Annotated in this window: 25 protein-coding genes; 11 read left to right on the top strand and 14 right to left on the bottom strand. The window is 69.3% G+C overall.

Annotated elements, in window-relative coordinates; genetic code table 11:
• Positions 1-293: 293 nt before the first annotated feature.
• From ACWDU4_RS01775 to ACWDU4_RS01750, 6 genes are read left to right on the top strand one after another with little or no spacing between them, the layout of a single operon-like run.
• Complete coding sequence (locus ACWDU4_RS01775; protein ID WP_450112125.1) at positions 294-1,682, top strand: aromatic ring-hydroxylating oxygenase subunit alpha; 1,389 nt, start codon at positions 294-296, stop codon at positions 1,680-1,682.
• A 17-nt stretch (positions 1,683-1,699) separates the two neighbouring features.
• The gene (locus ACWDU4_RS01770) at positions 1,700-2,170 is read left to right on the top strand and encodes a hypothetical protein (RefSeq protein ID WP_450112124.1); all 471 of its coding nucleotides are present in this window, start codon (positions 1,700-1,702) and stop codon (positions 2,168-2,170) included.
• 49 nt (positions 2,171-2,219) lie between these two features.
• Positions 2,220-2,759, top strand: coding sequence for a hypothetical protein (locus ACWDU4_RS01765; protein ID WP_450112123.1), 540 nt, complete (start codon positions 2,220-2,222; stop codon positions 2,757-2,759).
• 16 nt (positions 2,760-2,775) lie between these two features.
• Positions 2,776-3,585 (top strand): TauD/TfdA dioxygenase family protein, encoded by an 810-nt coding sequence (locus ACWDU4_RS01760; protein ID WP_450112122.1) that lies wholly within the window; start codon positions 2,776-2,778, stop codon positions 3,583-3,585.
• The gene (locus ACWDU4_RS01755; protein ID WP_450112121.1) at positions 3,582-4,295 is read left to right on the top strand and encodes an SDR family NAD(P)-dependent oxidoreductase; all 714 of its coding nucleotides are present in this window, start codon (positions 3,582-3,584) and stop codon (positions 4,293-4,295) included. The genes ACWDU4_RS01760 and ACWDU4_RS01755 overlap by 4 nt, the downstream gene beginning before the upstream one ends.
• Positions 4,296-4,315: 20 nt before the next feature.
• Positions 4,316-5,695: an ABC transporter substrate-binding protein gene (locus ACWDU4_RS01750; protein WP_450112120.1), complete on the top strand. Its 1,380-nt coding sequence runs from the start codon at positions 4,316-4,318 to the stop codon at positions 5,693-5,695.
• 60 nt (positions 5,696-5,755) lie between these two features.
• On the opposite strand, the gene ACWDU4_RS01745 is transcribed toward ACWDU4_RS01750, so the two are convergent.
• Positions 5,756-6,385, bottom strand: coding sequence for a TetR/AcrR family transcriptional regulator (locus ACWDU4_RS01745; RefSeq protein WP_450112119.1), 630 nt, complete (start codon positions 6,383-6,385; stop codon positions 5,756-5,758).
• A 161-nt stretch (positions 6,386-6,546) separates the two neighbouring features.
• Here ACWDU4_RS01745 and ACWDU4_RS01740 point away from each other — a divergent pair, with 161 nt between their 5' ends.
• Entirely contained in the window at positions 6,547-6,711 is a 165-nt protein-coding gene (locus ACWDU4_RS01740; protein WP_450112118.1) for a hypothetical protein, read from the top strand.
• A gap of 29 nt (positions 6,712-6,740) precedes the next feature.
• Here the strand turns inward: ACWDU4_RS01740 and ACWDU4_RS01735 are convergent, their stop codons facing one another.
• Positions 6,741-7,202 (bottom strand): VOC family protein, encoded by a 462-nt coding sequence (locus ACWDU4_RS01735; RefSeq protein ID WP_450112117.1) that lies wholly within the window; start codon positions 7,200-7,202, stop codon positions 6,741-6,743.
• A gap of 68 nt (positions 7,203-7,270) precedes the next feature.
• Here ACWDU4_RS01735 and ACWDU4_RS01730 point away from each other — a divergent pair, with 68 nt between their 5' ends.
• Positions 7,271-8,107, top strand: a complete 837-nt coding sequence (locus tag ACWDU4_RS01730) for an NAD-dependent protein deacetylase (protein ID WP_450112116.1) — start codon at positions 7,271-7,273, stop codon at positions 8,105-8,107.
• Between the two features lie 34 nt (positions 8,108-8,141).
• Here ACWDU4_RS01730 and proB read toward each other — a convergent pair whose 3' ends face one another.
• From proB to ACWDU4_RS01680, 10 genes are all read right to left on the bottom strand, one after another.
• The gene (gene proB, locus ACWDU4_RS01725) at positions 8,142-9,242 is read right to left on the bottom strand and encodes a glutamate 5-kinase (protein WP_450112115.1); all 1,101 of its coding nucleotides are present in this window, start codon (positions 9,240-9,242) and stop codon (positions 8,142-8,144) included.
• 5 nt (positions 9,243-9,247) lie between these two features.
• Positions 9,248-10,708 carry a GTPase ObgE gene (gene obgE / locus ACWDU4_RS01720; protein ID WP_450112114.1) on the bottom strand — a complete coding sequence of 487 codons (1,461 nt, stop codon included), beginning with the start codon at positions 10,706-10,708 and terminating at the stop codon, positions 9,248-9,250.
• Between the two features lie 103 nt (positions 10,709-10,811).
• Positions 10,812-11,075, bottom strand: coding sequence for a 50S ribosomal protein L27 (rpmA, locus tag ACWDU4_RS01715; protein ID WP_345343038.1), 264 nt, complete (start codon positions 11,073-11,075; stop codon positions 10,812-10,814).
• Between the two features lie 43 nt (positions 11,076-11,118).
• A complete protein-coding gene (rplU, locus tag ACWDU4_RS01710; RefSeq protein ID WP_387470023.1) occupies positions 11,119-11,430 on the bottom strand; it encodes a 50S ribosomal protein L21 in 312 nt (103 codons plus the stop codon).
• A gap of 212 nt (positions 11,431-11,642) precedes the next feature.
• Complete coding sequence (locus ACWDU4_RS01705; protein WP_450112113.1) at positions 11,643-14,810, bottom strand: translation initiation factor IF-2 N-terminal domain-containing protein; 3,168 nt, start codon at positions 14,808-14,810, stop codon at positions 11,643-11,645.
• A gap of 443 nt (positions 14,811-15,253) precedes the next feature.
• Positions 15,254-15,673: a nucleoside-diphosphate kinase gene (ndk, locus tag ACWDU4_RS01700; RefSeq protein WP_450112112.1), complete on the bottom strand. Its 420-nt coding sequence runs from the start codon at positions 15,671-15,673 to the stop codon at positions 15,254-15,256.
• A gap of 19 nt (positions 15,674-15,692) precedes the next feature.
• A complete protein-coding gene (locus tag ACWDU4_RS01695) occupies positions 15,693-16,109 on the bottom strand; it encodes a DUF4233 domain-containing protein (RefSeq protein ID WP_450112111.1) in 417 nt (138 codons plus the stop codon).
• Positions 16,106-17,521 carry a bifunctional tetrahydrofolate synthase/dihydrofolate synthase gene (gene folC / locus ACWDU4_RS01690; protein ID WP_450112110.1) on the bottom strand — a complete coding sequence of 472 codons (1,416 nt, stop codon included), beginning with the start codon at positions 17,519-17,521 and terminating at the stop codon, positions 16,106-16,108. Before folC ends, ACWDU4_RS01695 begins: the two co-directional genes overlap by 4 nt.
• Positions 17,518-20,214: a valine--tRNA ligase gene (locus tag ACWDU4_RS01685; protein ID WP_450112109.1), complete on the bottom strand. Its 2,697-nt coding sequence runs from the start codon at positions 20,212-20,214 to the stop codon at positions 17,518-17,520. Before ACWDU4_RS01685 ends, folC begins: the two co-directional genes overlap by 4 nt.
• A 24-nt stretch (positions 20,215-20,238) precedes the next feature.
• Positions 20,239-20,841: a GNAT family N-acetyltransferase gene (locus ACWDU4_RS01680; RefSeq protein ID WP_450112108.1), complete on the bottom strand. Its 603-nt coding sequence runs from the start codon at positions 20,839-20,841 to the stop codon at positions 20,239-20,241.
• A 78-nt stretch (positions 20,842-20,919) separates the two neighbouring features.
• Between ACWDU4_RS01680 and ACWDU4_RS01675 the strand changes: the two genes are divergently transcribed.
• From ACWDU4_RS01675 to ACWDU4_RS01665, 3 genes are read left to right on the top strand one after another with little or no spacing between them, the layout of a single operon-like run.
• Positions 20,920-22,356, top strand: coding sequence for an amidase (locus ACWDU4_RS01675; RefSeq protein ID WP_450112107.1), 1,437 nt, complete (start codon positions 20,920-20,922; stop codon positions 22,354-22,356).
• 11 nt (positions 22,357-22,367) lie between these two features.
• Positions 22,368-22,694, top strand: coding sequence for a DMT family transporter (locus tag ACWDU4_RS01670; protein ID WP_450112106.1), 327 nt, complete (start codon positions 22,368-22,370; stop codon positions 22,692-22,694).
• The gene (locus ACWDU4_RS01665) at positions 22,691-23,110 is read left to right on the top strand and encodes a DMT family transporter (RefSeq protein WP_450112105.1); all 420 of its coding nucleotides are present in this window, start codon (positions 22,691-22,693) and stop codon (positions 23,108-23,110) included. The genes ACWDU4_RS01670 and ACWDU4_RS01665 overlap by 4 nt, the downstream gene beginning before the upstream one ends.
• Here ACWDU4_RS01665 and ACWDU4_RS01660 read toward each other — a convergent pair.
• Positions 23,045-23,845 (bottom strand): SDR family oxidoreductase, encoded by an 801-nt coding sequence (locus ACWDU4_RS01660; protein WP_450112104.1) that lies wholly within the window; start codon positions 23,843-23,845, stop codon positions 23,045-23,047. The two genes, ACWDU4_RS01665 and ACWDU4_RS01660, sit on opposite strands and share 66 nt — an antisense overlap.
• 127 nt (positions 23,846-23,972) lie before the next feature.
• Positions 23,973-24,992 (bottom strand): iron-siderophore ABC transporter substrate-binding protein, encoded by a 1,020-nt coding sequence (locus tag ACWDU4_RS01655; protein ID WP_450112103.1) that lies wholly within the window; start codon positions 24,990-24,992, stop codon positions 23,973-23,975.
• Positions 24,993-25,073: the final 81 nt, after the last annotated feature.

Raw genomic sequence — 25,073 nt, 5'->3', positions numbered from 1 at the left:
CACGGCGTCGCGCCCTCGACGCACGGGGAGAGAGCCAGTCCCGCACGTGATCTGCGGTCTCCGTTTCGATCGGAAACCGGCACCACTCACCACCAGTTGTACGACCGTCAGCGGTCCCCGGCACCAGCCATCGCGCGCTCGTGCCGTAGGGGCATGCCTCGACGTGTCCACACCTGTCTCGTAACCATCTGCGCCACAGACAGTTCCTTCACCGACACCCGGCGTACGGGTGCCGGTGAACACACAGCCCTCCCCCGACACCGGGGTGCTCACCACCAAGAGGAGCGATTTCGATGCAGTCCGTATCAACGACACCCGACTCGGCACAGCCCCCGCGTCCGGGCGACTGGGTGGACACCGGTCGCGGCCTGGCCGACATCGGACCCGACGAGTTCACCATGCGCGTTCCCACCGACCGCTACACCTCCCGCGAATACGCCGACCGGGAACGCGAAGCGGTCTGGATGAAGATCTGGCAGATCGCCGGTCGCGTCGACGAGCTGCCCGCGGTCGGCGACTGGAAGGTCTACCAGATTCTGGACCAGTCCTTCATCCTCGTGCGCGGCAAGGACGAGCGGATCAGGGGCTTCGTCAACGCCTGCCGACACCGGGGCAACCCGCTGTGCGCCGGCCGGGGAAACTCGAAGCGATTCCTGTGCCAGTACCACCTGTGGTCCTACGATCTCGACGGCACACTGCGCGGCGTCCTGCACGAGAAGGTGCTCGGACCGATCGACAAGGACGAGAACTCACTGCTCGAGGTCTCGGTCGACACCTTCGCCGGGTTCGTCTTCCTCAATCCCGACCCGGACGCGGAACCACTGGCCGACTTCCTCGGCCCCGAGGTCCGCGCGATGCTCGAGCCGTATCACCTCGAGGACATGGTCACGGTCATGAACGTCCGCGAGGGACTGGACTGCAACTGGAAGGTGGTCATCGACGCCTTCTCCGAGGGTTATCACATCTCCGGAATCCACCCCCAGTTGCTCAGGGCGATCACGATCGACCCGACGATGAGCCGTTACCGCTTCCTGGACAAGCACATCGTCTCGTGCGCGCCGTTCGAGGTCGCGCAGGTCGGTGACGCCGGCCCCGAGGAACAGGTCGAAGGAATCCGCGAACTCCCCGAAACCTTCCCCTCTCTCACCGCGATCCTGCCCCGATTCGAGGAACTCGTCGACGCGCACCGCACCGAGGGCAGCCCGCTGACCTTCCCGGACGGAGTGACCGCCCGGACGATTCTGCAGGAAGCGACCCGGGACACCCTGACCGCGATGGGCCTGGACGTCAGCGAGCTCACCGATGCGCAGATGAGCGACAACCACGGATGGGTGCTATTCCCCAACTTCTTCATGACGATCCGGGCCGGCGAGGCCACCGTCATCATGGCTCTGCCCGATCCGGACGGCGACCCGAACCGCTGCATCTGGCACGTCACGAGCTACATGTGGCTGCCACAGGAGTTGCGTGACGCCTACCGCGCCGAACCGATCGAGGTCGACGAGCCGGGGAGCTTCAAGTACTTCCTCGCCCTCCAGCAGGACTACGAGCAGATGCCGCGACAGCAACGGGGTCTGCGCAATCGCGCACTCGACCACCTCACCCTGGTCAAGGAGGAAGTCGTCATCGCGCACTACCACGCCGTCGTCGACCGCTACCTCGCGGCAGCCGCGACGTCCTGAGACGGGAGCAGAAACCCATGACCGAAAAGCGAATCGAAGACGTCTTCGACGAGCACACCGGGCGCGCACGCCGCGTCCTCGAGTACGGCCTCACCACCAAACGTCTCGTCGACGAGGCGAAGAAGCCCGGCTTCACCACCGACAGCTGGGCGCCGCTGGCTCGCCTGGTGGCAGTCGACGAGTTCGAGCGTGTGGGGAACTTCAAGGAAGTGATGGACTGGACCGGCTACGTCGAGTTCCTCACCAACTGGGCCACATCCTCCGACTGGGACTGCTCGTTCAAGCGCGTCACCGAGACGCCGGACGCGGTGTTCCTCGAACTCGAAGAACGCAGCACCATCGGCGATTTCAGCAGCGTCGTCAACTCGGTGTCGGTGTACGAGTTCGACGACTCGGACAGGATCCGCCACATCGACGTCTACCTGCAGATGGCACTGCCGGAGAACGGGATGCTCGAGAGCTACGAGGGCGTCGAGATCTCGGGATGACCGGTTGCCTGCACCCAGCATTCACAACATTCGAGTGAGGAGACCGAAAGTGGAATTGGAAGAACGCATCGCACGCCATCGCGCCATGGCCGAGGGGTACGGCAACGCATACCTGCGTCAAGGTGTGCAGGACGGCGAGGAGTACACCGACGAAAACGGCCCGGGTGCGTGGAAGTTCGCGCCCGACGCGATCTACACCTCGCCCTACTTCACCGGCGAGCAGGTGATCCTCATGAGCGAGGTCGCCGAGGACACGGCCCGGACCTCCACGCTGGAGGCCAAGGCGTACTCGCTGACCTTCCCGGACTGGAAGCCGGTGAGCTTCAAGCACTGGCCGGCCGAGAACGGCTTCGTCATGAAGACCCGCTGGCAGGGCACCACGGTCGACGGCGTCTCGATGGGCTTCTACTCGTACAGTTTCGTCGAGACCAACGACGACGCCGAGATCACCCGCTGGGAGACCCACGTCAACGACGAGTACAGCCCCTTCCTCGAGGTCGCGATCGGAGTGAGCGGGCCGTTCCACGGCCAGACCGCGTACATGGAGGCGGTACACCGGTGCCTCGACCGAGCCGGCGTGTCCCTGTGAGCCGGAGGGGAATCCGATGATGGCGACGAAAGCCCTGACCGCCACCTTCGGTGTCGAGGTGACCGGCGGCGTCGATCTCACCGACGACACCGTCGTCGCGCGTCTCACCGAGGCCCTGCGGTGGCGCGGCGTCCTGGTGGTGCGCGGACTCCACCTCGACGACGAGGCACAGCTCGCCTTCAGCCGGCGATTCGGCGAGGTGGTGCAACCGCGGACGGGCATGGAACTGATGACCGTCTCCCTCGATCCGGCGGTCAGCCGGTCGGCCGAGTACCTCCACGCCACCCTGAACTGGCACATCGACGACACCTGCAGTGACGTACCGGCGAAGGTGACGGTGCTGACCTGCAGGCAGCCCGCCGCGACCGGCGGTGGCACGGAGTTCGCCAGCACCTACGCGGCCTACGAGGCACTGCCGGAGGCGGAACGCAAACGGTACGAAGGACATCGGGTGCTGCACAGTTTCGAGGCGGCGCAGCGCACCGCCTGCCCCGATCCGACGGACGAACAGCTCGCCGGCTGGCGGACGCTGCCCACCCACGAGTCGTCGCTGATCTGGGAACGCCGCGACGGCCGCCGATCGCTGGTGATCGGTGCGACCGCCGACCACGTCGTCGGGATGGACCCGGTCGAGAGCCGCGCCCTGCTCGACGAGGTGCAGGCGTGGGCGACGCAGGAACGCTTCTGCCACACCCACGAGTGGGAGGCCGGGGACATGGTGGTGTGGGACAACACCGGGATGCTGCACCGTGCCCTGCCCTACGACGCGTCGTCCGAACGTCTCATGCGGCGCAGCACCGTCGTCGGTGACGAGCCGTGGACGTGAGCGCAGCGCGGACCGCGGTGGTCACCGGAGGCGGGTCCGGCATCGGGAAGTCGGTCGCACAGCGGCTGCGGCTGGACGGACACCGGGTCGCGGTGTTCGACCTGGCGCCGGCCGACGACGAGCACGGCTACGTCGTGGACGTCACCGACCGGGACCGGGTGGAGGAGGCCCTCGCCGAGGTCCGCGAGCGGTTCGGGCCGGTGACGATCCTGGTCAACGGGGCGGGGAACGAGGTGTTCGGACCGTTCCGCAAGCTGACCTTCGAGCAATGGCGGGCGACGATCGACGTCAACCTGCACGGCGTCTTCCACTGCACCCAGGCCACGCTGCCCGACATGGTCGACGCGGGCTGGGGCCGGATCGTCAACATCTCCTCGTCCAGTACCCATTCGGGCCAGCCGTTCATGTCCTCGTATGTCGCCGCGAAATCCGGGGTGAACGGCCTGACCAAGGCGCTCGCCCTGGAGTACGGCCCGCGTGGTGTCACGGTCAACGCCGTCCCCCCGGGGTTCGTCGACACCCCGATGCTGCGCCGGGCCGAGTCCCGCGGTCAGCTGGGCGGCACCGTGGACGAGCACATCGCACGCACCCCGGTCCGCCGGGCGGGCCGGCCCGAGGACATCGCCGCCGCGTGCTCGTTCCTCGCGTCCGAGGAAGCCGGCTACATCACCGGCCAGATTCTCGGCGTGAACGGCGGGCGCAACACCTAGGCCGAGAGAAGGAGCCATCGTTGAAACGACACAAGGTAGTGGTAGCGCTGGCGGCGACGGCCGTGCTGGTCGCCGGATGCAGCGGCCGCAGCGGTAGCGTGGAATCCGATGCGGGGCCCGCGAAGTCGCCCTCGGGGGCTGCGGCCTCCGCCGATTTCGGTGATCTGACGGACATCTGTCAGCCCGGAGACGCCTCGAGTGCGTCCGCCCAGGGCGTCACCGCCGACGCAATCCAGGTAGGGGTGTTCTCCGACATCGGATTCACGAAGAACTCCGAGTTCGTCGACGCCGCAAAGGTGTTCACGTCGTGGTGCAACGACGCCGGCGGCATCAACGGCCGCAAGATCGTCGCGGAGACCCGCGACGCGAAGCTGATGGAGCCGCGGCAGCGGATGATCGAAGCGTGCCGGGAGGACTTCGCACTGGTCGGCGGCGGCGCGGGCCTCGATGCCCTCGGCGTCAAGGAACGGCTCAGCTGCCTGTTGCCGAGCTTTCCTGCCCAGGTGGTCCAGGAACGGTCCGCAGGCGCCGACCTGGAGATAAGTGCATCGCCGGCGAAGATCCCGGGATATGACAACTACGCCGGGTTCCGCACGTGGACGCTGAACGAGGCGTATCCGGACTCCAAGGCGGCCGTCGGCATGATCAACGGCGACTCGGCCGTCACCAAGGTCCTCGGTCAGATGAACGCCGAGACGCTCGCATCCATGGGTGCGACGGTCGTCTACGACGAGCTGTACCCGGCCATGGGGGTGTCGGACTGGACGCCCTATGCCCAGGCCATCAAGAGCAAGGGCGTCAAGGGTCTCATCTTCATGGGAACCTGGGAGCAGCTCGCGAAGCTCGAGGACGTCCTCACCGCCATGGACTACAAGCTCGACTGGATCGACGCGAACAACAACGCGTACAACCCCCAGTTCATCGAATTGCTGGGCAAGTCCGCAGATTTCCAGAACAACGTCGTCGACCTCAGCGGCATGACCCCGCTGGAGAGCGACGACCCCACCGTTGCCGAACTCCGGTCGCTGTACGACAAGTACGCGCCGGACGCGAAGATCACACTGCCCGCCATGCGGGCGTGGTCGTCCTGGTTGCTGTTCGCCAAGGCGGCGTCACACTGCGGTGACGACCTCACCCGCGCGTGTGTGTTCAACCAGGCACAGCAGGAGACCGCCTGGACCGGAGGCGGATTGCACGCCGCGGCAAACCTGGCCGAACCGATTCCGCCGCAACCCTGTTTCAACGTCGAGCGCGCGACGTCCAGTGGATGGACCGCCGCGGACTTCAATCCCGACAACGGCATCTACCGCTGCGACATTCCGCCTCGCAAGTACACGGCCGATTTCGGTCAGCCGATGACCCTCGCCGATGTCGGCCTGAGCCAGAGCGACTTTCGCTGACAGCACGGCGTGACCAACAGCGCATCACGCACCGCGGAGCCACCGCGGTGCGTGATGCGTCTATCCGGTCATGTGGAACAGACTGCCCTGGAGCAGCAACTTCAACGCACGCACCGTCGCGTGGTACTCCTCCGGTGTCGCCGTCGCCGCCTGCTCGTTGAGCCCGCGCAGAATCGCGTGGATCACGTTCACAGCGCTGTCGACCTCCACGCCCGAAGCGAGTGCACCGTCCGCGTCCGCCTGCTCGACGATACCGACCACGACACCGCGCAGCGCCGCGAAGATCGAATCGCTGTCCTCGCCGAGATGCAGATGTTCGGCCGCCTCGACCCGGATGGCCCGATCGAATGCAACCGCGAAGGGGTAGTCGCGCATCAGCCGGCCACCCTCGTCGAACACCGCCATGAGCTTGTCGACGACGCCGTCCGCCCGGTCCGCGGCGGCCGTGAACCGAGGAATCGAGAGCTCCGCGAGCTCGAGAAATGTCGCGGTGACGAGCTCGGACTTGTTGGGGAAATAGTGGTAGAGACTGCCGCTGGTGATTCCGGCCGTCCGCGCGATCTCGCGAATGGTGGCACGCGAGTATCCGAGTTCGGCCACACAACGCATCGCCGCCGCGATGATGCGCTCCCGCGTCTCCTCCCCCTTGGACCCCACGGGTCGCCCCAGCGGCAGCGAGGTGGTCGACACGACATCTCCTGATTGGTCGGAAGCTTCTCCGCCAACCTTCTCACACCCGGCCTCGACCCGGCCGGGTCCGACCACCGATGGGCGGTCGCATGCCACGCCCGGGTAGCTGGGGATTCGCCGGGCTCGTCGGCGCGCGGCGCCCGCGCCGATAGCATCAGCTCATGTCGAAGATCGGCAACACGGTCAAATCCCTGTTCAGCAAGCGTCGGCCCGTCACGTCCGAGGACGCCGCCGAAATCGCCGACTGGCTCAACGAGGGCGGCGCACCGCACCCCGACGGCCCGCCGACGGTGATCGACGACGAGGGCAAACACAGGGACCGCTGACGGCGCCCACGGCGTGTGAACCGAAACACCTACGCGTAGAACAGTTCCCGGGCGCGGCGTGCGACCTCCTCGGAGGGGACGTCCTCGACCTTGGTGCACACGGCCCAGCGGTGACCGAACGGGTCGATGAAGACGCCGTGCCGGTCACCGGAGAAGGTGTCCTGCACCTCTGTCACGAGGGTCGCACCCTCTCCGACGGCACGATCGACGAAGGCGTCGCAGTCCTCGACGTACACGACCAGCGAACTGTGCACCCACCCCGGCTCGGGCGCGCGCAGACCGTAGTCGGGCATCTCGTCGGACAGTTGCAGCATCGAGTCGCCGACCCGGATCTCGGCGTGCATCACGCCGCCGCCGGGGGCGTCCATCCGATCGACGATCTCGGCGCCGAGGCCGCGTCGGTAGAAGTCGAGGGCGGCGGCGCCGTCGGGCACTGCGAGGAACGGGGTCAGGGTGCGGTATCCGGCGGGGATGGGATCAACGGTGGTCATGACAGCCAGCCTGCGCCACCGGCAGGCTCAGGGTCTTGAAGATTCACGACAGGGTTAGCCTGGATTCCATGACCGCCACGTCCGTACCGCCGTCGACGGATGTCGCGAACCTGGTGACGCTGATCCGGGGCCGGACCGTGGTCGCGCTGACCGGCGCGGGCATGTCCACGGACTCCGGCATCCCCGACTACCGCGGGCCCGACTCCCCTCCCCGCAACCCGATGACGTACCAGCAGTTCATGGGCGATGCCGAGTTCCGACGGCACTACTGGGCGCGGAACCACCTCGGCTGGCGGTACATGGACGGCACCCGGCCCAACGCGGGGCATCGCGCACTGGCCGCGCTCGAACGGGCCGGCGTGGTACGCGGCGTACTCACCCAGAACGTCGACCTGCTCCACACCAAGGCGGGCAGCAGGTCGGTGATCGACCTGCACGGCAGCTACGCGCAGGTGCGATGCATGGGCTGCGAGCACCGGATCTCGCGCATCGCCCTCGCCGAACGCCTCGACGCCGCGAACCCCGGATTCGCCGAATCCGTCGCCGCCGCAACGGGCGTCGAGATCGCGCCGGATGCCGATGCGGTGATCGAGGAGACCGCACACTTCCGCGTCGTCGACTGCGAACGCTGCGGTGGCATCCTCAAGCCGGACATCGTGTACTTCGGCGAGTCCGTCCCCCGCGACCGCGTCGACGCCGCGTTCGCCATGGTCGAGTCGGCCGATCTGCTGCTGGTGCTGGGCTCGTCGCTGACGGTGATGTCGGGCCTGCGGTTCGTCCGGCGCGCCGCGAAGCTCGGCATGCCCGTCGCGATCGTCAACCGCGGCACCACCCGCGGCGACGAGTTCGCCACCCTCAAGCTCGACGCCGGCTGCTCCGAAACCCTCGCCGCCCTCACCACCTGACCCTTCCCGGTCTTCACCCTCCCCCGCGGATGGGTCAGAGGCGGACCAGGTCGTCGGCGTGGACGACGGGGCGCTGCATGTCGGAGGGCAGCTCCATCGTCGACCGGCCGAGCATCTCCTCGAGTTCGGCTTCGTCGTACGCGACCACCCCGCGCGCCACGGGCGCACCCTCGGGGCCGACGAGCGACACCACGTCGCCACCGAGGAACCGGCCGCTCGTGGCGGTGATGCCCGCGGGCAGCAGCGATCGGCGCTTGTCCACGACCGCGCGGACCGCGCCGGCGTCGAGGTGCAGTTCGCCCTGCGTGTCGGCGGCGTGCCGGACCCAGAACTTGCGCGCCGAGAGCCGGGTGGGCCGGGCCGCGAACGCGGTGCCGACGCTCGCGGTCGACAGTGCCTCCGCGGCGTCGGTCGCGGCGGCGAGCAGCACCGGCACCCCGGAGTCGGCGGCGAGCCGGGCCGCGGACAGCTTCGACGCCATGCCGCCGGTGCCGAGTGCTCCCCCGGAGCCGGCGACCACGCCGTCGAGGTCCTCGGGGCTGGTCACCTCCGGGATCAGCGTCGCACCGCCCTTGCGGGGATCACCGTCGTAGAGGCCGTCGACGTCGGACAGCAGGACCAGCGCGTCGGCGCTGACCAGGTGCGCGACCATCGCCGCGAGCCGGTCGTTGTCACCGAACCGCAGCTCCGCCGTGGCGACGGTGTCGTTCTCGTTGACCACCGCGACCGCGTGCAGTGACCGCAGCCGGTCGAGGGTCCGCTGCGCGTTGCGGTACTGGGTGCGGCGGGCGATGTCGTCGGCGGTGAGCAGCACCTGTCCGACCACCCGGCCGTAGCGGTGGAACGACGTGCCCCAGGCGTGTGCGAGCCGGAGCTGGCCCACGCTGGCCGCGGCCTGCTTGGTCGCGAGGTCCCGGGGACGCCTCGACAACCCGAGCGGGGCGATGCCCGCACCGACCGCGCCCGACGACACGACGACCACATCGGATCCGGCCTGCATCCGCGCCTCGATCGCGTCCGCGAGGGCATCGAGTTTGCGTCGGTCCAAACCGGATTCGAGGCTCGTCAACGCGGACGAGCCGATCTTCACCACGACGCTGCGTGCGCCCGCGATCTGGGTGCGAGTGCTCGACACCCCGGTCACTGGTCTTCGGGGTCCGCGGCCTCGAGGCCGCGCCGAACCCGGTGCGCGTGCTTGCGTTCGGCGGCACCGATGCGATCGACCTGGTCGAGTCGGGCGTCGGTGCCGCGTCCGGTACGGGTGAGATCGACGCCGGCGGGAGTCTGCGGCTCCCAGTCGAAGCTGACGTCACCGATGGTGACCGAGCAACCCGGCTCGGCACCCATCTTGACGAGCTGGTCCTCGACACCGAGCCGGGCCAGCCGGTCTGCGAGGTAGCCAACGGCCTCGTCGTTGTCGAATGCGGTCTGCCGGATCCAGCGCTCGGGACGGGTGCCGCGGACGATGAATCCACCGGGGGTCTCGGGGTCGGCGATGATGCTGAACCCGGTCTCGTCGGCGGCGATCGGCCGGATCACCTGACGCTTCGGCGCAGCCGGCGGATGCGCGATGCGGTACTCCTCGACCATCTTCGCGAGCGCGAAGGTCAAGGGCCGCAGGCCTTCCCTGCTCACCGCGGAGATCGTGAACACGGGCCAGCCGCGCGATTCGAATTCGGGAGTCACCATCTCGGCGAGTTCCGCGGCGTCCGGCACGTCGGCCTTGTTGAGGATCACGATGCGCGGCCGGTCCGCCAGGTCGCCGAGGCTCGCGTCGCCGGACAGGGCGGGCTTGTACGCCGCCAGTTCCGCCTCGAGCGCGTCGACATCGGACACCGGGTCGCGGCCCGGTTCGAGAGTGGCGCAGTCGACGACGTGTGCCAGCACCGCGCACCGCTCGAGGTGACGCAGAAAGTCCAGGCCGAGACCGCGGCCGTCGCTGGCGCCGGGGATCAGGCCGGGCACGTCCGCGACGGTGAAGGTGGTGTCGCCGCTGGAGACGACACCGAGGTTCGGCTGCAGCGTGGTGAACGGGTAGTCCGCGATCTTGGGCTTGGCGGCGGACAGGACGGACACCAGCGACGATTTACCCGCGGACGGGAAACCGACCAGGCCGACGTCGGCGACCGACTTCAGTTCCAGCACCAGGTCGCGCTCGACACCCTCCTCGCCGAGGAGGGCGAAGCCGGGCGCCTTGCGTGCCTTCGACGACAGCGCCGCGTTGCCGAGGCCACCGCGACCGCCCTGCGCGGCGATGAACTGCGTTCCGGTGCCGATCATGTCGGCGAGGATCCGGCCGTCCTTGTCCAGCACGACGGTGCCGTCCGGAACCTTGAGGATCAGGTCGGAACCGTTGCCGCCCTCCCGGTTTCCGCCCTCGCCCTGCCTGCCGTTGGTGGCCTTGGCGCGCGGGTGGAAGTGGAAGTCCAGCAGCGTGTGCACGTTGGAGTCGACGACGAGGACCACGTCACCGCCCCGGCCGCCGTTGCCGCCGTCGGGGCCGCCGAGCGGCTTGAACTTCTCGCGGTGCACGGAGGCGCAACCGTTGCCGCCCTTGCCTGCGCTGACGTGCAGCACCACGCGGTCGATGAATCGTGACATGACTGCCGGATCCCTTTCCTTCAGTCGGTGAAAAGCAAGAGGGGCGGGCCGGGTGTGTGACCCTGGCCCGCCCCTCCTGGAAGCGTTGCTCGAAGCAGCAGACTCAGGCCTGTGCTTCGACCGGAACGATGTTCACGGTCTTGCGTCCACGCTTGGTGCCGAACTCCACGGCACCGGCAGCGAGGGCGAACAGGGTGTCGTCGCCGCCACGGCCGACGTTGACGCCCGGGTGGAAGTGCGTGCCGCGCTGACGCACCAGGATCTCGCCTGCGCTGACGGACTGACCGCCGAAACGCTTCACGCCGAGTCGCTGGGCATTCGAATCGCGACCGTTGCGCGAGCTGGATGCACCCTTCTTATGTGCCATGACGGACCCTCCTGGGTTCTAGAAAAAGTCTCGGAAGTTCGAGTTACTTGATGCCGGTGACCTTGAGGACCGTCAGCTTCTGCCGGTGGCCCTGACGCTTGTGGTAACCGGTCTTGTTCTTGAACTTGTGGATCCGGATCTTCGGGCCCTTGGTGTGCTCGACGACCTCACCGGTGACAGTGACCTTGGCCAGCTTGTCGGCGTCGGTGGTCAGCTCGGATCCGTCGACGACGAGAACCGGGGTCAGCGAGACAGCAGCGCCGGGCTCACCCTCGATCTTCTCGACCTTGACGAGGTCACCAACAGCGACCTTGTACTGCTTTCCGCCGGTCTTGACGATCGCATACGTTGCCATCGACGGCTACCCCTTGCTAGTTCGAACGTGCTCGCGCGGCAGTAGCCACGCGACTGGTCTGGTGTACTTGCTTCCCGGACACCCCCGGCACCCTGTCGGGCGCAGCAGAGCTGTGTCACCGAGTAGCGACCGGTCAAGATTACGGGATGGCGAGAGGCAGGGTCAAACCGCCCCACCCGTCACCATTCCCGTGACCTCGACCGGTCGGCCGCTCACGCCTCCGCGGGCGGTCCCGCGGGACGTCCGGCCGCGCGCCTGCGGGGCCGGCGCTTCGCCACGACGGGTTCCGGCGCGGTGCCGTCACCGCCGGACACCGCCGGCTCCGCGACCGGCGCCTCGACGACGACCGCGGTCGGCTCCTCCACCCGCTCGGGGGCCGCGATGGTGACCACCGTGCCCGACTCCGGGATGTCGGTGGCCGTCGGCGCGGCCGACGCACGGGACGCACGTCGTGCCCGGCGACGCCCACGCGCAGGTGCGGCGGGTGCCTCGATCACCTCGGTGACTACTTCCGGCTCCGCCACCGTGACAGCTTCCGGCTCCGCCACCGTGACAGCTTCCGGCTCCGCCTCGGCGACAGCGGCCGGCTCGACCACCGCGACAACTTCGGGCTCCGCCGCTGCGACAGCTTCCGGCTCCGCCTCGGCGACTGCTTCGGGCTCCGCCTCCGCAGCAGCGGCCGGCTCGACCACTGCGACGACTCCGGGCTCCGCCTGCGTGGTGGTCTCCGGTTCGCCGGCCTTCACCTCACCCGAAGGCTCCGCGGGCTCTGCGGGTGCCTCCTCGTCGTGCAGGTGCGCGGCCATCGCGAGTGCCACCGGGTGGGCGCGCTTGGCGGTCGCGTCCGCTTCGGGGGTGTGTCCGTTCTTCTCCACCACCGGCTGTTCGGCGGGCGCGGCCGACTTGTCGCGGCCCCGCTTGCGACGGCCACCGCCCGACTCGCCCTTGCCCTGAGTCCGCGCGCCACCGTCGTCACCGGAGCGCACCTCGACGGGGTCGGCGTGCACGATGATGCCGCGTCCGTGGCAGTGCTCACACGTGGTGGAGAACGCCTCGACGAGGCCGGTGCCCAGCTTCTTGCGGGTCATCTGGACCAGGCCCAGCGAGGTGACCTCGGAGACCTGGTGGCGGGTGCGGTCCCGGCCGAGCGCCTCGGTGAGCCGGCGCAGGACCAGGTCCCGGTTCGACTCGAGCACCATGTCGATGAAGTCGACGACGATCATGCCGCCGATGTCGCGCAGCCGCATCTGCCGCACGATCTCCTCGGCGGCTTCGAGGTTGTTGCGGGTGACGGTCTCCTCGAGGTTGCCGCCGGATCCCGTGAACTTGCCGGTGTTGACGTCGACCACGGTCATCGCCTCGGTGCGGTCGATGACCAGGGTGCCGCCGGACGGCAGCCACACCTTGCGGTCGAGCGCCTTGGCCAGCTGCTCGTCGATCCGCTTGACCGCGAAGATGTCCGGTCCACCGGACTGCGGCTCGTATCGCTCGACCCGCGGCAGCAGGTCGGGGGCGACGGTCTTGATGTAGTTCTCCACCGTCGACCAGGACTTCTCGCCCTCGATGACGATCTTGGAGAAGTCCTCGTTGAACAGGTCGCGCACGACCTTCACCAGCAGGTCGGGCTCCTCGTAGAGTGCCTTCGGGTTGCCCGACTTGCCCTTGTCCGCGGCCTCGGCCTGCTTCTCGATCTCGCTCCACTGCGACTGCAACCGCTGCACGTCGCGGGCGAGCTCCTCTTCGCTGACGCCCTCGGCTGCCGTGCGGATGATCACACCGGCCTCCGGCGGCACGACCTCGCGCAGGATCTCCTTGAGACGCTTGCGTTCGGTGTCGGGCAGCTTGCGGCTGATTCCGGTGGACGTGCCGCCCGGCACGTACACGAGGAACCGGCCCGCGAGGGAGATCTGCGTGGTCAGCCGGGCACCCTTGTGTCCGACGGGGTCCTTGGAGACCTGAACCAGCACCTGGTCGCCGGGCTTGAGTGCCTGCTCGATCTTGCGGCTGTTCCCGCCCAGTCCGGCGGCATCCCAGTTGACCTCGCCGGCGTACAGGACACCGTTGCGTCCGCGTCCGATGTCGATGAACGCGGCCTCCATCGACGGCAGCACGTTCTGCACGCGGCCGAGGTAGACGTTGCCGACCATCGACGCGGACGCCGACGTGGTGACGAAGTGCTCGACGAGGACCTCGTCCTCGAGCACCGCCACCTGGGTCAGGCCGTCGGGGTGCGCGGCACCGCTCTTCTCGCGGACCACCATCACCCGGTCCACCGCCTCGCGGCGGGCCAGGAACTCGGACTCGGTCAGGATCGGCGGACGCCGACGGCCGGCGTCACGTCCGTCGCGACGGCGCTGCCGCTTCGCCTCGAGCCGGGTGGAGCCGGAGATGCCCTGCACCTCGTCCTTCGCCCGGGCCTTGGTGCGGGGTTCACGTTCGTGGACCACCGTCGCGACACCGTCGTCCTCGGTGGTGTCGGTGTCGGCGCTGCCCTTGCGGCGGCGGCGACGACGGCGGCGACGGCTGGTTCCGCCTTCCTCGCCCTCGGTCTCCTCGCCCTCGACCGCTTCGCCCTCGGTTTCTGCCTCCGCGGTTTCGGCGCCCTCGGACTCCGGGCCGCCGGACGTCTCCTCGGCGGTCTCGGCCTCGGTCGGCTCTGCCTCTTCGGTGGTCTCGCTCTCCGAGCCCTGCTCGCCTCGGCCACGCCCTCGGCCACGGCGGCCACGGCGGCGGCGACGGCCGTGACCCTCGCCGGTCTCGTCCTCGGCGTGCGCTTCGGCGGGCGCCTCGGTCGCGGCCTCCTCCGTCGCGGTCGGCTCGACGACCGCGGGCTCGGCGGCAGCCGGCTCGGCGACCCCAGCGGTGGTGACCTCGATCGGCGCGGCCTCGTCGGGAGCCGCGGCCTCTCGTCGGGCACGGCGACGACGCGGGGCGGGCTCGGCGACCGGGGCCTCGGGCTGCAGGAACAACGGCGCCTGGAACAGCGGAGCCTCGTCCGCCGGGGCGGGCGCCTGCTCGGTGTCCACGTCGGTGAACAGGCCCGGCTGTTCGGGGATCTGCGCCTCGGCGATCAGATCGGCTCCGGCCCGCACCTCTTCGGCGGTGGGCTCGGCACCGGTGGGCTCGGCACCGGCGGGCTCGGCACCGGTGGGCTCGGCCGGCGCGGCTTCGGGCGCACTCTGCGCGGCGTGCACGCGTTCGGCGAGCGCGCGGTCGAGGCTGGACTGCGCGCTGCGCAGTTCCACACCGAACTCGGCGAGCTGGGCGAGGACCTGCTTGCTGGTCAGTCCCAGCATCTTCGCCAGCGCGTGGACGCGCATCTTCTCCGGGAAGGCCGGCTCGGTGGGCTGTGAAGTTTCGGGCGGCGCTTGATCGGCCACGTAAGTCTCCTCGGGCCCCCGGGCGCGTCCACCCATACGGATGTGCGCGGCCACTCGAGGGCGCTGTCTGTGTGCTCACACCTGGGTGTGAGTTCGTCTGGTCTCGCCCCGCACGGTTTGTCGGTGATCGAAGCGGTCACGTCCAATTCGTGCGGCGCCTGGCAGGCTGATCTCCGCGTCCCGTGCGCCTGATCATCCAGCGTGCCGACGGGGAGGGATTTCCTCCGCCGGGCGGCAGCGATGCGGGCATCGAGTCGTGGTGTCATCCGGTCGGACCACACCCGAATTCGAGTCACCACGAAGCGGGTGCGGGTCGACCGTCACCAGTATCCCACACGTCGACTGCGGCCCGCGCCAACGCCGCACCACAGCCGCCCGAAACCGCCTCAGGTTCCCCGGCGCGAGGCCGGGGAACCTGAGGCGGGTCGTGAGAGTGGGGAACTTCAGGAGCGGGCGAGCTGCGGGAACCAGAGCGCGATCTCGCGCTCGGCGGACTCGGTCGAATCCGATCCGTGCACGAGGTTCTGCTGACCGTCGAGGGCGTAATCGCCACGAATGGTCCCGGGGAGCGCCTTCTCGACCGGGTCGGTGCCGCCGGCGATCTGCCGGAACGCGGCGATGGCGCGGTGACCCTCGACGACGGCCGCGACGAGCGGGCCGGAGGTGATGAACTCGAGCAGGTCCGGGTAGAACGAACGCTCGGCGTGCTCGGCGTAGTGCTTGCCCGCGACGTCGACGTCGGCGGTCCGCATCTCCAGCGCGGCGACGGACAGGCCCTTGCGCTCGACTCGCGCGAGGATGTCCCCGACGAGGTTGCGGGCAACGCCGTCGGGCTTGATCAGTACCAGGGTGCGCTCAGTCACGGGGTGTCAGAGTAGTGGGTCAGTCCCGCTGACCGTGAAGCAGTCCCCGCTCGATCCGCGTCTGGATGTCCTTGCGCAGATACAGCAGGTACATCCACACCGCGGCGAAGACCAGGCCCATCACACCGATCGCCGGATGGATGAACCAACCCGCGATCAGCGCCACCTGCAGGCCGAGGTCCAGGCCCAACGCCCACGGACGGGACTGCACACCGCACGCCAGGATCATCAGGACACCCAGGACGGTCAGATACACGATCGAGCCGGTACCGATGCCCGTACCGAGCTTGGCGACCGCGGGGATCCCGAGGAACACCACGATGGCCTCGAGGATCAGGGTGCCGGAGCATACGCCGCGGAATCCCTTCCACGGGTCTGTGGTGGGCGGCTTGAATCCGCCGAATTCGTCTGCCGCCGAGTTGTCGGGGGTGCTCACGCGGGGTCCTTTCCGAACAGGGTGCGGGCCTCACCCGCGGTGACGACGGATCCGGTCACGACGACGCCGGCTCCCGAGATGGCCTCGCCGGGTTCGGCGACCTCCTCTGCCAGCCCGATCGCCGTCTCGAGCGCATCCGGGAGGGTCGGTGCCACCACCACCCGTTCGTCGCCGAAACGGGCGACGGCCAGATCGGCGAGCTGCTCGACGTCCATCGCGCGGGGAGAGCCGTTGCGGGTGACGACGATCTCGTCGAACACCGGCTCGAGCGCGGTGAGAATGCCGTCGGCGTCCTTGTCCCCGAGAACCGCGACGACACCGACGAGCTTGCGGAAATCGAACTCGGCGGCCAGGGCCGCGGCGAGCGCGCGAGCGCCGTCGGGATTGTGCGCGGCGTCGAGGAACACCGTCGGCGCGCTGCGGACCCGTTCGAGCCGACCCGGATTCGTCAGGGACGCAAAGCCTTCACGGATCGCGTCGACGTCGAGTTGCCGGTCCGGGCCTGCGCCGAAGAACGCCTCGACCGCGGCGAGGGCGAGGGCGGCGTTGCGCGCCTGGTGCTCGCCGTGCATCGGCAGGAAGATGTCGGTGTACACGCCGCCGAGGCCCTGCAGTTCGAGTTGCTGCCCGCCGACGGCGATCTGCCGGGCCAGGACCTTGAACTCCGATCCCTCGCGCGCGACGGCGGCGTCCGCCTCGACGGCGCGACGCAGGAGTACGTCCATCACCTCGGGTTCCTGCTGCGCCAGGATCGCCACGGTGTCGCGCGGGACCAGCGAGTCGGGCGCCTTCTTGATGATCCCAGCCTTCTCGGCGGCGATACCGGCGAGATCGGTACCCAGATACTCGGCGTGGTCGAGGCTGATCGGAGTGATCACCGCGACCTGACCGTCGATGACATTCGTTGCGTCCCAGCGGCCCCCGAGCCCGACCTCGATGACGCCGACGTCGACGGGCGCCTCGGCGAACGCGGCGAACGCCATCGCGGTGAGCACCTCGAACTTGCTCATCGCCGGGCCGCCCGCGGCCTGCGACTGGGCGTCCACCATCTGGATGTACGGCGCGAGCTCGTTGTAGGTGTCGACGTAGGTGCGCGGCGAGATCGGCGTGCCGTCGATGCTGATCCGCTCGGTCGCCAGCTGCAGGTGCGGACTGGTGGTCCGGCCCACCCGGCGATGCAGCCGGGTGAGCAGGGCGTCGACCATCCGGGTCACCGACGTCTTGCCGTTGGTTCCGGCGACGTGGATCGCCGGGTATGCCTGCTGCGGCGACCCGAGCAGGTCCATCAGCGCCGCGATCCGGGTCAGGGACGGCTCGATCTTCGTCTCGGGCCAACGCTTGTCGAGTTCCGCCTCGACCAGTGCCAGCTCCGCGAGATCCACCGGGGACGGTGTCCCCTGCTCGTCGCTCACGCCTGACCCAACTCCTTCAGTCGCGCGGTGATGCGGGCGATCTCCTCCTGCGCCACCTGCTGCCGGCCGCGGATCTTGTCCACGACGGCGTCGGGCGCCTTGGCGAGGAACGCCTCGTTGCCCAGCTTCGCGGCAGTTCCGGCGAGTTCCTTCTCGGCGACCGCGAGATCCTTCTCCAGTCGCTTGCGCTCGGCGCCGAGGTCGACGGCACCGGAGGTGTCGAGCTCGACGGTGACGGTGGCGCGGCTCAGCCGCACCTCCACCGATGCGGTGGCGGCGAACCCGTCCGCGGGCTCGGTGAGCTTGGCGAGCGAGGAGACTGCCGCCAGCTGGCCCTCGATGTCCGCGTCGGCAGCGCCGGTCAGCCGGGCGGCCACCTTCTGGGACGGCTTGAGGCCCTGGTCGCTGCGGAACCGGCGGATCTCGGTGACAAGTTTCTGCAGGTCACCGATCCGGCGGGCGGAGTCGGCGTCGGCCGGGACGCCGGTTGCGGACGGCCAGGACGCGATCACCACGGACTCGCCACCGGTGAGCACCTTCCACAGGGTCTCGGTGACGAACGGGATCACCGGGTGCAGCAGACGCAGCAGCGTGTCGAGGACGTTGCCGAGCACAGCCTTGGTGCCGTCGGCGTGCACGGAGCCCTCGGCCACCTGGACCTTGGCCAGTTCGAGGTACCAGTCGCAGACCTCGTCCCACGCGAAGTGGTACAGCGCCTCGCACGCCTTGGAGAACTCGAAGCGCTCGAACGCCTCGTCGACCTCGGTGCGGACCTGCTCGAGGCGGTCCAGGATCCAACGGTCGGCGTCGGTGAGCTGCTCGCGCGGCGGCAGGTCGGCCACGACGGCGCCGTTCATGAGCGCGAACTTGGTGGCGTTGAACAGCTTGTTCGCGAAGTTGCGGGACGACTGCGCGTGGTCCTCACCGACCGCGAGGTCGCTGCCCGGGTTGGCGCCGCGGGCCAGGGTGAAGCGCAGCGCGTCGGCGCCGAAACGGTCCACCCAGTCCAGCGGGTCGATGCCGTTGCCGCGGGACTTCGACATCTTCTTGCCGAACTGGTCACGGACCAGGCCGTGCAGGAACAGGTCGGTGAACGGCACGGTGCCGAGCCCAATTCGCTCGTCGCTTCGCTCGCCGTCACCCTGCACCGCGTCGTCGCCGGAGACGTACGTACCGAACATCATCATCCGGGCCACCCAGAAGAACAGGATGTCGTAGCCGGTGACGAGAACGCTGGTGGGATAGAACTTCTCGAGCTCGGGAGTCTTGTCCGGCCAGCCCATCGTGGAGAACGGCCACAGTCCGGACGAGAACCAGGTGTCGAGGACGTCGGGATCCTGTTCCCAGCCCTCGGGAGCGGTCTCGTCGGGGCCGAAGCACTGCACCTCGCCGTTCGGGCCGTACCAGATCGGGATCCGGTGGCCCCACCACAGCTGGCGGGAGATGCACCAGTCGTGCATGTTGTCGACCCACGCGAACCAGCGCGGTTCCTGGCTGGCCGGGTGGATGGTGGTCTCGCCGTTCCGGACCGCGTCGCCGGCAGCCTTGGCGAGCGAGTCGACCTTGACCCACCACTGCATCGACAGCCGCGGCTCGATGGTCTCGCCGGACCGCTCGGAGTGGCCGACGCTGTGCACGTACGGACGCTTCTCGGCGACGACGCGCCCCTGCTCGGCGAGGGCCTCGCGCACCTTCACCCGGGCCTCGAACCGGTCCATGCCGTCGAATTGCGTTCCGGTGTCGGCGATCTTGCCGGTCTTGTCCATGATGGTCGGCATCGGCAGGTTGTGCCGCAGGCCCATCTCGAAGTCGTTGGGGTCGTGCGCCGGGGTGATCTTCACGGCGCCGGTGCCGAACTCGGGGTCGACGTAGTCGTCGGCGATGATCGGGATCCGGCGGCCGGTGAACGGGTGCTCGAGGGTGGTGCCGACCAGGTGCTTGTAGCGCTCGTCGTCGGGGTGCACGGCGACGGCGGTGTCGCCGAGCATGGTCTCGACGCGGGTGGTCGCGACGATCACGTGCGGCTCGGCGTCGTCGAGGGAGCCGTAGCGCAGCGACACGAGCTCGCCCTCGACCTCCTCGAACTTCACCTCGATGTCGGAGATCGCGGTCTGCAGCACCGGCGACCAGTTGACCAGGCGCTCGGCGCGGTAGATCAGGCCGTCGTCGTAGAGCCGCTTGAAGATGGTCTGGACGGCACGGGACAGCCCCTCGTCCATGGTGAAACGGTCCCGGGACCAGTCGACGCCGTCGCCGATGCGACGCATCTGGCCCTGGATGGTGCCGCCGGACTCTCGCTTCCAGTCCCACACCCGCTCGATGAACGCCTCGCGGCCGAGGTCTTCCTTCTTGGTGCCGTCGGCGGCGAGCTGCTTCTCGACGATGGTCTGGGTGGCGATACCGGCGTGGTCCATGCCCGGCAGCCACAGCACCTCGTAGCCCTGCATCCGCTTGCGGCGGGTCAGCGCGTCCATCAGGGTGTGGTCGAGGGCGTGGCCCATGTGCAGGCTGCCGGTGACGTTCGGCGGCGGCAGGACGATGGAGTAGCCGGGCTTGTCGCTGGTCGCGTCGGCCTCGAAGTATCCGGCCGCTACCCAGCCCTCGTACAACTGCTCCTCGACGGTGCTGGGGTCCCAGCTCTTCGGGAGGGCGTCGGCGGGGTTCTTGGGGTCTTGCGGCGCGGCACTGGTCACCTGCGCAATTCTAGAGAACGGCACCTACCGTGGTTCGCGCCACATGGCCCACAGGGTGGGACCGCCTCCCGAGATCACGATTTCCCGGGTCACCTCGAAGCCGAAGCGCTGGTAGTAGGGCACGTTCGACTCCTTGCTCGACTCCAGGTAGGCGGGCGCGTGCTCCACGTCGCAGCGGTCGAGGCGCGACCGCATCAGGGCATGACCGTGGCCCCCACCACGGACCGTGGGGTCCGTGCCGATTGCGCTGAGATACCAGTGTGGCTCCTCCGGATGCACCGACTCCATCGTCTCGCCCACCGCGCGAGCGACGCCGGTGCGGCGGCCGAACGCCCGCATGATCGAGGGCATCATCAGCACCTGGGTCCACCCGGACTGGCGCCAGTGGCCGGGGGGATCCCACAACGTGGCCCCGACGGTGCCGCCGTCGGCTGCGGCCAGCTCGACCCCGCCGTGCGCCAGGTGGTGGTGCCGAGTGAAGGCGGCGAACATCCGCGGCAGGCCTCGCCGCCGGTCCGCGACGTCGGGCCACATCCACGTCATCACCGGGTCGTCATCGAAGGCCCGCGCCAGCACACGGGCGGTTGCGGGGACGTCGGATCGGGTGGCGGCGCGCACGGTGGCCATGCCCGAGGCTAACCCGACTGCGCTCTCGGGTACCGAAATTCGATGGCCGATCCGCCGCCCCCAGGGTGTGATGGCACGGTGCATCTCCACGAATACGCGAGCCTCGACGCGGTCGGGCTGGCCACCGCGATCCGGTCCGGGGACGTGACCGCGGCCGAGGTCGAGTCGGTTGCGCGGCGCGCACTCGACGCGGTGAACGCCGACCTGAATGCGTTGACGCTGCCCCTGTTCGACCCTGCCCCGGTGGCCGACCCGACCGGACCGCTCGCGGGGGTGCCGTTCGTGGTCAAGGACAGCGGCCCGTTCGTGCGGGGAGTGCCGTTCACCCTGGGCAGCCGTGCGATCCGCGGTGCCGTCGCGCGCGAGGACCACGTACTCATGGGGCGACTGCGATCGGCCGGGCTGGTCGCGTTGGGCCAGAGCACCGCTCCCGAGCTGGGGTTGAACTTCGCGACCGAATCCCGTCGATACGGGCCGACGCGCAACCCGTGGGACCCGACCCGAGGGACCGGCGGGTCGAGCGGCGGCTCGGCCGCGCTGGTCGCGGCGGGTGCGGTACCGATCGCCCACGGCAACGACGGCGCCGGGTCGCTACGGGTGCCCGCGTCGTGTTGCGGACTGGTCGGGCTGAAACCGAGCCGGGGCCGAGTGCCGGTGGAGTCGTCCCTCTCGGGCGAAGCCTCGGGCAGTGTTCCCGCCGGCGAGGTCGGATTCGGGCAGGTGTACGAGTTCGGGCTCACCCGCACGGTGCGGGACTGCGCGACACTCCTGGACGCGGTCAGCGGACCGATCGTCGGTGAGAAGTACGCCGCGGCTCCCCCGGCCCGGCCGTACGCCACCGCCGCCCGCACCGATCCCGGCCGGCTGCGGATCGCGGTGTCCACGGCCGCCGGCGCCCCGGTCGACCGTCAGGTCGCCGACGCGGCGGTGAACGTCGGGCGGGTGCTCGAGTGGATCGGGCACGACGTCGTCGAGGGTGCCCCGCCGGTCGATGCGGACGACGTGGTCGAGGCGTGTGTGCTCACCGCGTACGCCACCGGGGCGGCGATGCTGCGGGCACCGGTGCGTCCGAGTCCCGATCTGCTCGAAGCTGTTTCGAGGGTCGTGCTCGGCGAGACCGCCGCAGCGACGATGCTCGACGTCGCTGCCGGACTCGACGCGCAGGGCCGCGTGACCCGTGCGGTGGGCACGTTCTTCACGACCGTCGACGTGCTGGTGACGCCGACGCTGGCGCAGCTGCCCCCACCCCACGGCACGCTCGAGTACGACGAGGACGGCCACACGGTGCGCTCGTGGATCCGCCGGATTCTCGAGGTCGGCCCGTTCACCGCCGCGTTCAACATCTCCGGCAATCCGGCGATCAGCCTGCCCCTCGGGCAGAGCCGTGAGGGACTGCCGATCGGGGTGCAGCTCGTCGCCGCGGTCGGACGCGAGGACCTGCTGCTTGCGGTCGCGGCGCAACTCGAGCAGGCGGTGCCGTGGCGTGAACGCCAACCACCGGTGTTCGCCGACTAGGTTTGGCGGCCATGACGACGGCGTGGATCTTCCTGGCGGTGGCGATCTGCGCGGAAGTGGCGGGCACCAGTCTGCTTCCGCGCAGCGACGGGTTCCGCAGGCCCGGTCCGACCGTCGCGGTGCTGGGCCTGTACGGCGCGGCGCTGTACTGCCTGTCGCAGGCCCTGCGCCAATTGGATGTCGGGGTGGCGTACGCGGTGTGGGCCGGCGTCGGCACCGCCGTCATCGCGGCGATCGGGATGCTGATCCTGCACGAACCCCGCTCGGCGTCGAAGATCCTCGGGATCGGTCTGGTGATCGCCGGTGTCGTCGCACTGAACCTCGGTGGTGTCGCGTGACCGCCCGAGCGCGTGCGTGGGCGTTCCTCGCGGCGGCGATCACCAGCGAGATCATCGCCACCGTCCTGCTCGACAGCACCGAACAGTTCACCCGGCCCGCCCTGTCACTGGTCGTGATCGCCGGCTACGTCACGTCGTTCACGTGCATGGCGCAGGCGTTGCGAACCCTCCCGGTGAGCCTGACCTACGCGCTGTGGTCGGGCATCGGCACCGCAGCGGTCGCGGTGATCGGGGTGGTGCTGCTCGGTGAGCCGCTCTCGATCGCGAAGGTGGCGGGCCTGGCCCTCATCGTCGCCGGTGTGGTGGTGCTCAATCTCGGCGGCGACCATCACGACACCTCGGTCGCGGACTCAGCGCAGGCCGTGCCGCCGGGCGATCATCTTCTCGACGAGCCCGCGGGGCGCGATCCGGCGTAGCGCGAACACCACCGGCGCGTTGCTGCCGACCGCGTACAGCGGCTTCGGCTTGTCCGCGTCGATGGCGGCGAGCACGGTCTGAGCCACCCGGTCGGCGGTGATGCCGGACCGTTCGTTGGCGTCGAGATGTTCGATCATCGTGCGGTAGTCGTCGGTGTAGGGCGACCCCTCGGCGAGGTAGTGGGTGCGGCGCTCACCGATGCCGGTACTGATCGACCCGGGTTCGACGGTGGTGATCGCAACCCCGAAGGGTGACACCTCACGTCGCGCGGCGGTCGCGAAGCCCTTGATCGCTGCCTTCGTCGCCACGTACGAGGAGCGGTGTGCGAGGGGGAAACTCGCGAGCATCGACCCGACCATCACCACGCGCCCGTAGTTCCGGGCCCGCATGCCGGGAAGCAGCAACTGGGTCAGGCGGACCGCCCCGAACACGTTGGTGCGGAACAGTCGCTCGATCGCCTCCATCGGCAATTCCTCGAGTGGCCCGCTCTGGCTCTCCCCCGCGTTGTTCACCAGCACGTCCACCGCGCCCGCTGCCTCGGCGCACGCGACGATGCTCGCCTCGTCGGTCAGGTCCAGCGGCAGGTACTCGACGCCGGGAATCGGGTGCGGGAGCGAGGACGGGTTCCGGCTGGTGCCGTACACCTTCCAGCCGCGACCGGCAAGCGCCCGTGCCACGGCTTCGCCGATGCCCGACGATGCCCCAGTGACCAACGCTGTCCGAGTAACACTCATGCCTCGACCGCCCCTTCGTGCCGTGCCCCGCGCCGGCGATGCCGGCTGTCTCCGCTCGGGCACACGTGCCGACGAACCTAGCCCATGACGGTGTCGTACGGGCCCGAGACGGTGCAGCCCGCGAACTTCACCCGGCGCCGGGCACGGTGCGCGGCCCGTGTCCGGCCAGCAGTGGCGCGACCCGTGGGGGAATCTCCTTCAGCGCGTAGGGCAGTGACAGCACGGTGCTCCACGCCATCGCCTCGGCCGCGTCGTCCTCGAGGACGACGACCCGCCCTTCTCTGACTGCGCGCAGATCCGCGTAGACCGGCGTCCGGTCGAGTTCGGCGCGGAGTTTGTCGCCGAAGCCGCCGCCGGCGTACCAGACGAGTAGATCGGCATCGGCGAGGGTGAGCTGCTCGGTGCTGATCGGCGCGAAGTTGGTTCCGGTGACCTGCTGGGTGACGGGCAGGTTGACGAAACCGAGTTCGGTGAAGAACCGAACCTTTGGGTCCTCGGGACCGTAGACGCCGAACTGACCCGGCCCTTTGAGCGCGCCGACGATCACGGTCCTGCCCGCGAACGACGGATTCGCGGCGGCCACCTCGGTGAACCGTCCCTGCACCGACCGGACGAGTTCGTTGGCCTTCGCCGACCGGCCCAGCGCCTTGCCGATGACCCGGGTCTGGATCTGCCACGGCACACCGAAGTCGGCGAACTCGTCCGGCTGTGCGACGGTCGGGGCGAGCACGGAGAGCATGTCGTGTTCGCGCAATGTGAGCCCGGAGTAGGTGCCGACGATCAGGTCGGGGTCGGTCGAGGCGACAGCCTCGACGTCGATGCCGCTGCTCGAGGTACCGACGACAGTCGGGTGCGCGCCGCCGAGCAGGTCGTGGGCCCACGGCCAGGTCGCGTCGGGCTTGTCGCCGTACCAGTCGAACACCCCGACGGGGATCACGCCCAGGGCGAGGACCACGTCGTGGTCGTTGTAGCCGACGCTGACGACACGGCGCGGGTCGGCACCGACGACGGTGCGACCGTAGCGTGTCGTCAGCGTGGCGCCGGTCGACGCCTCGGTCTGCTCGCCACCGCCGCAGCCGACCCCCGCGGACGTGAGCACGGCCCCCCACGTCCCGATCAGAAACCCGCGACGTGTCAGCCCGGCCATCGCACCACCCTTCCTCGACAAAAGCGAGGGAAGGTTAGCCGAAATATCGACCGCGGCGGGCGGTCCGACTTCCCGCGGACC

It is taken from the genome of Rhodococcus sp. NPDC003348, from assembly GCF_053589375.1.
The sequence above is the reverse complement of the archived record's forward strand: the minus strand, read 5'-3'. Positions and strand labels throughout refer to the sequence as shown.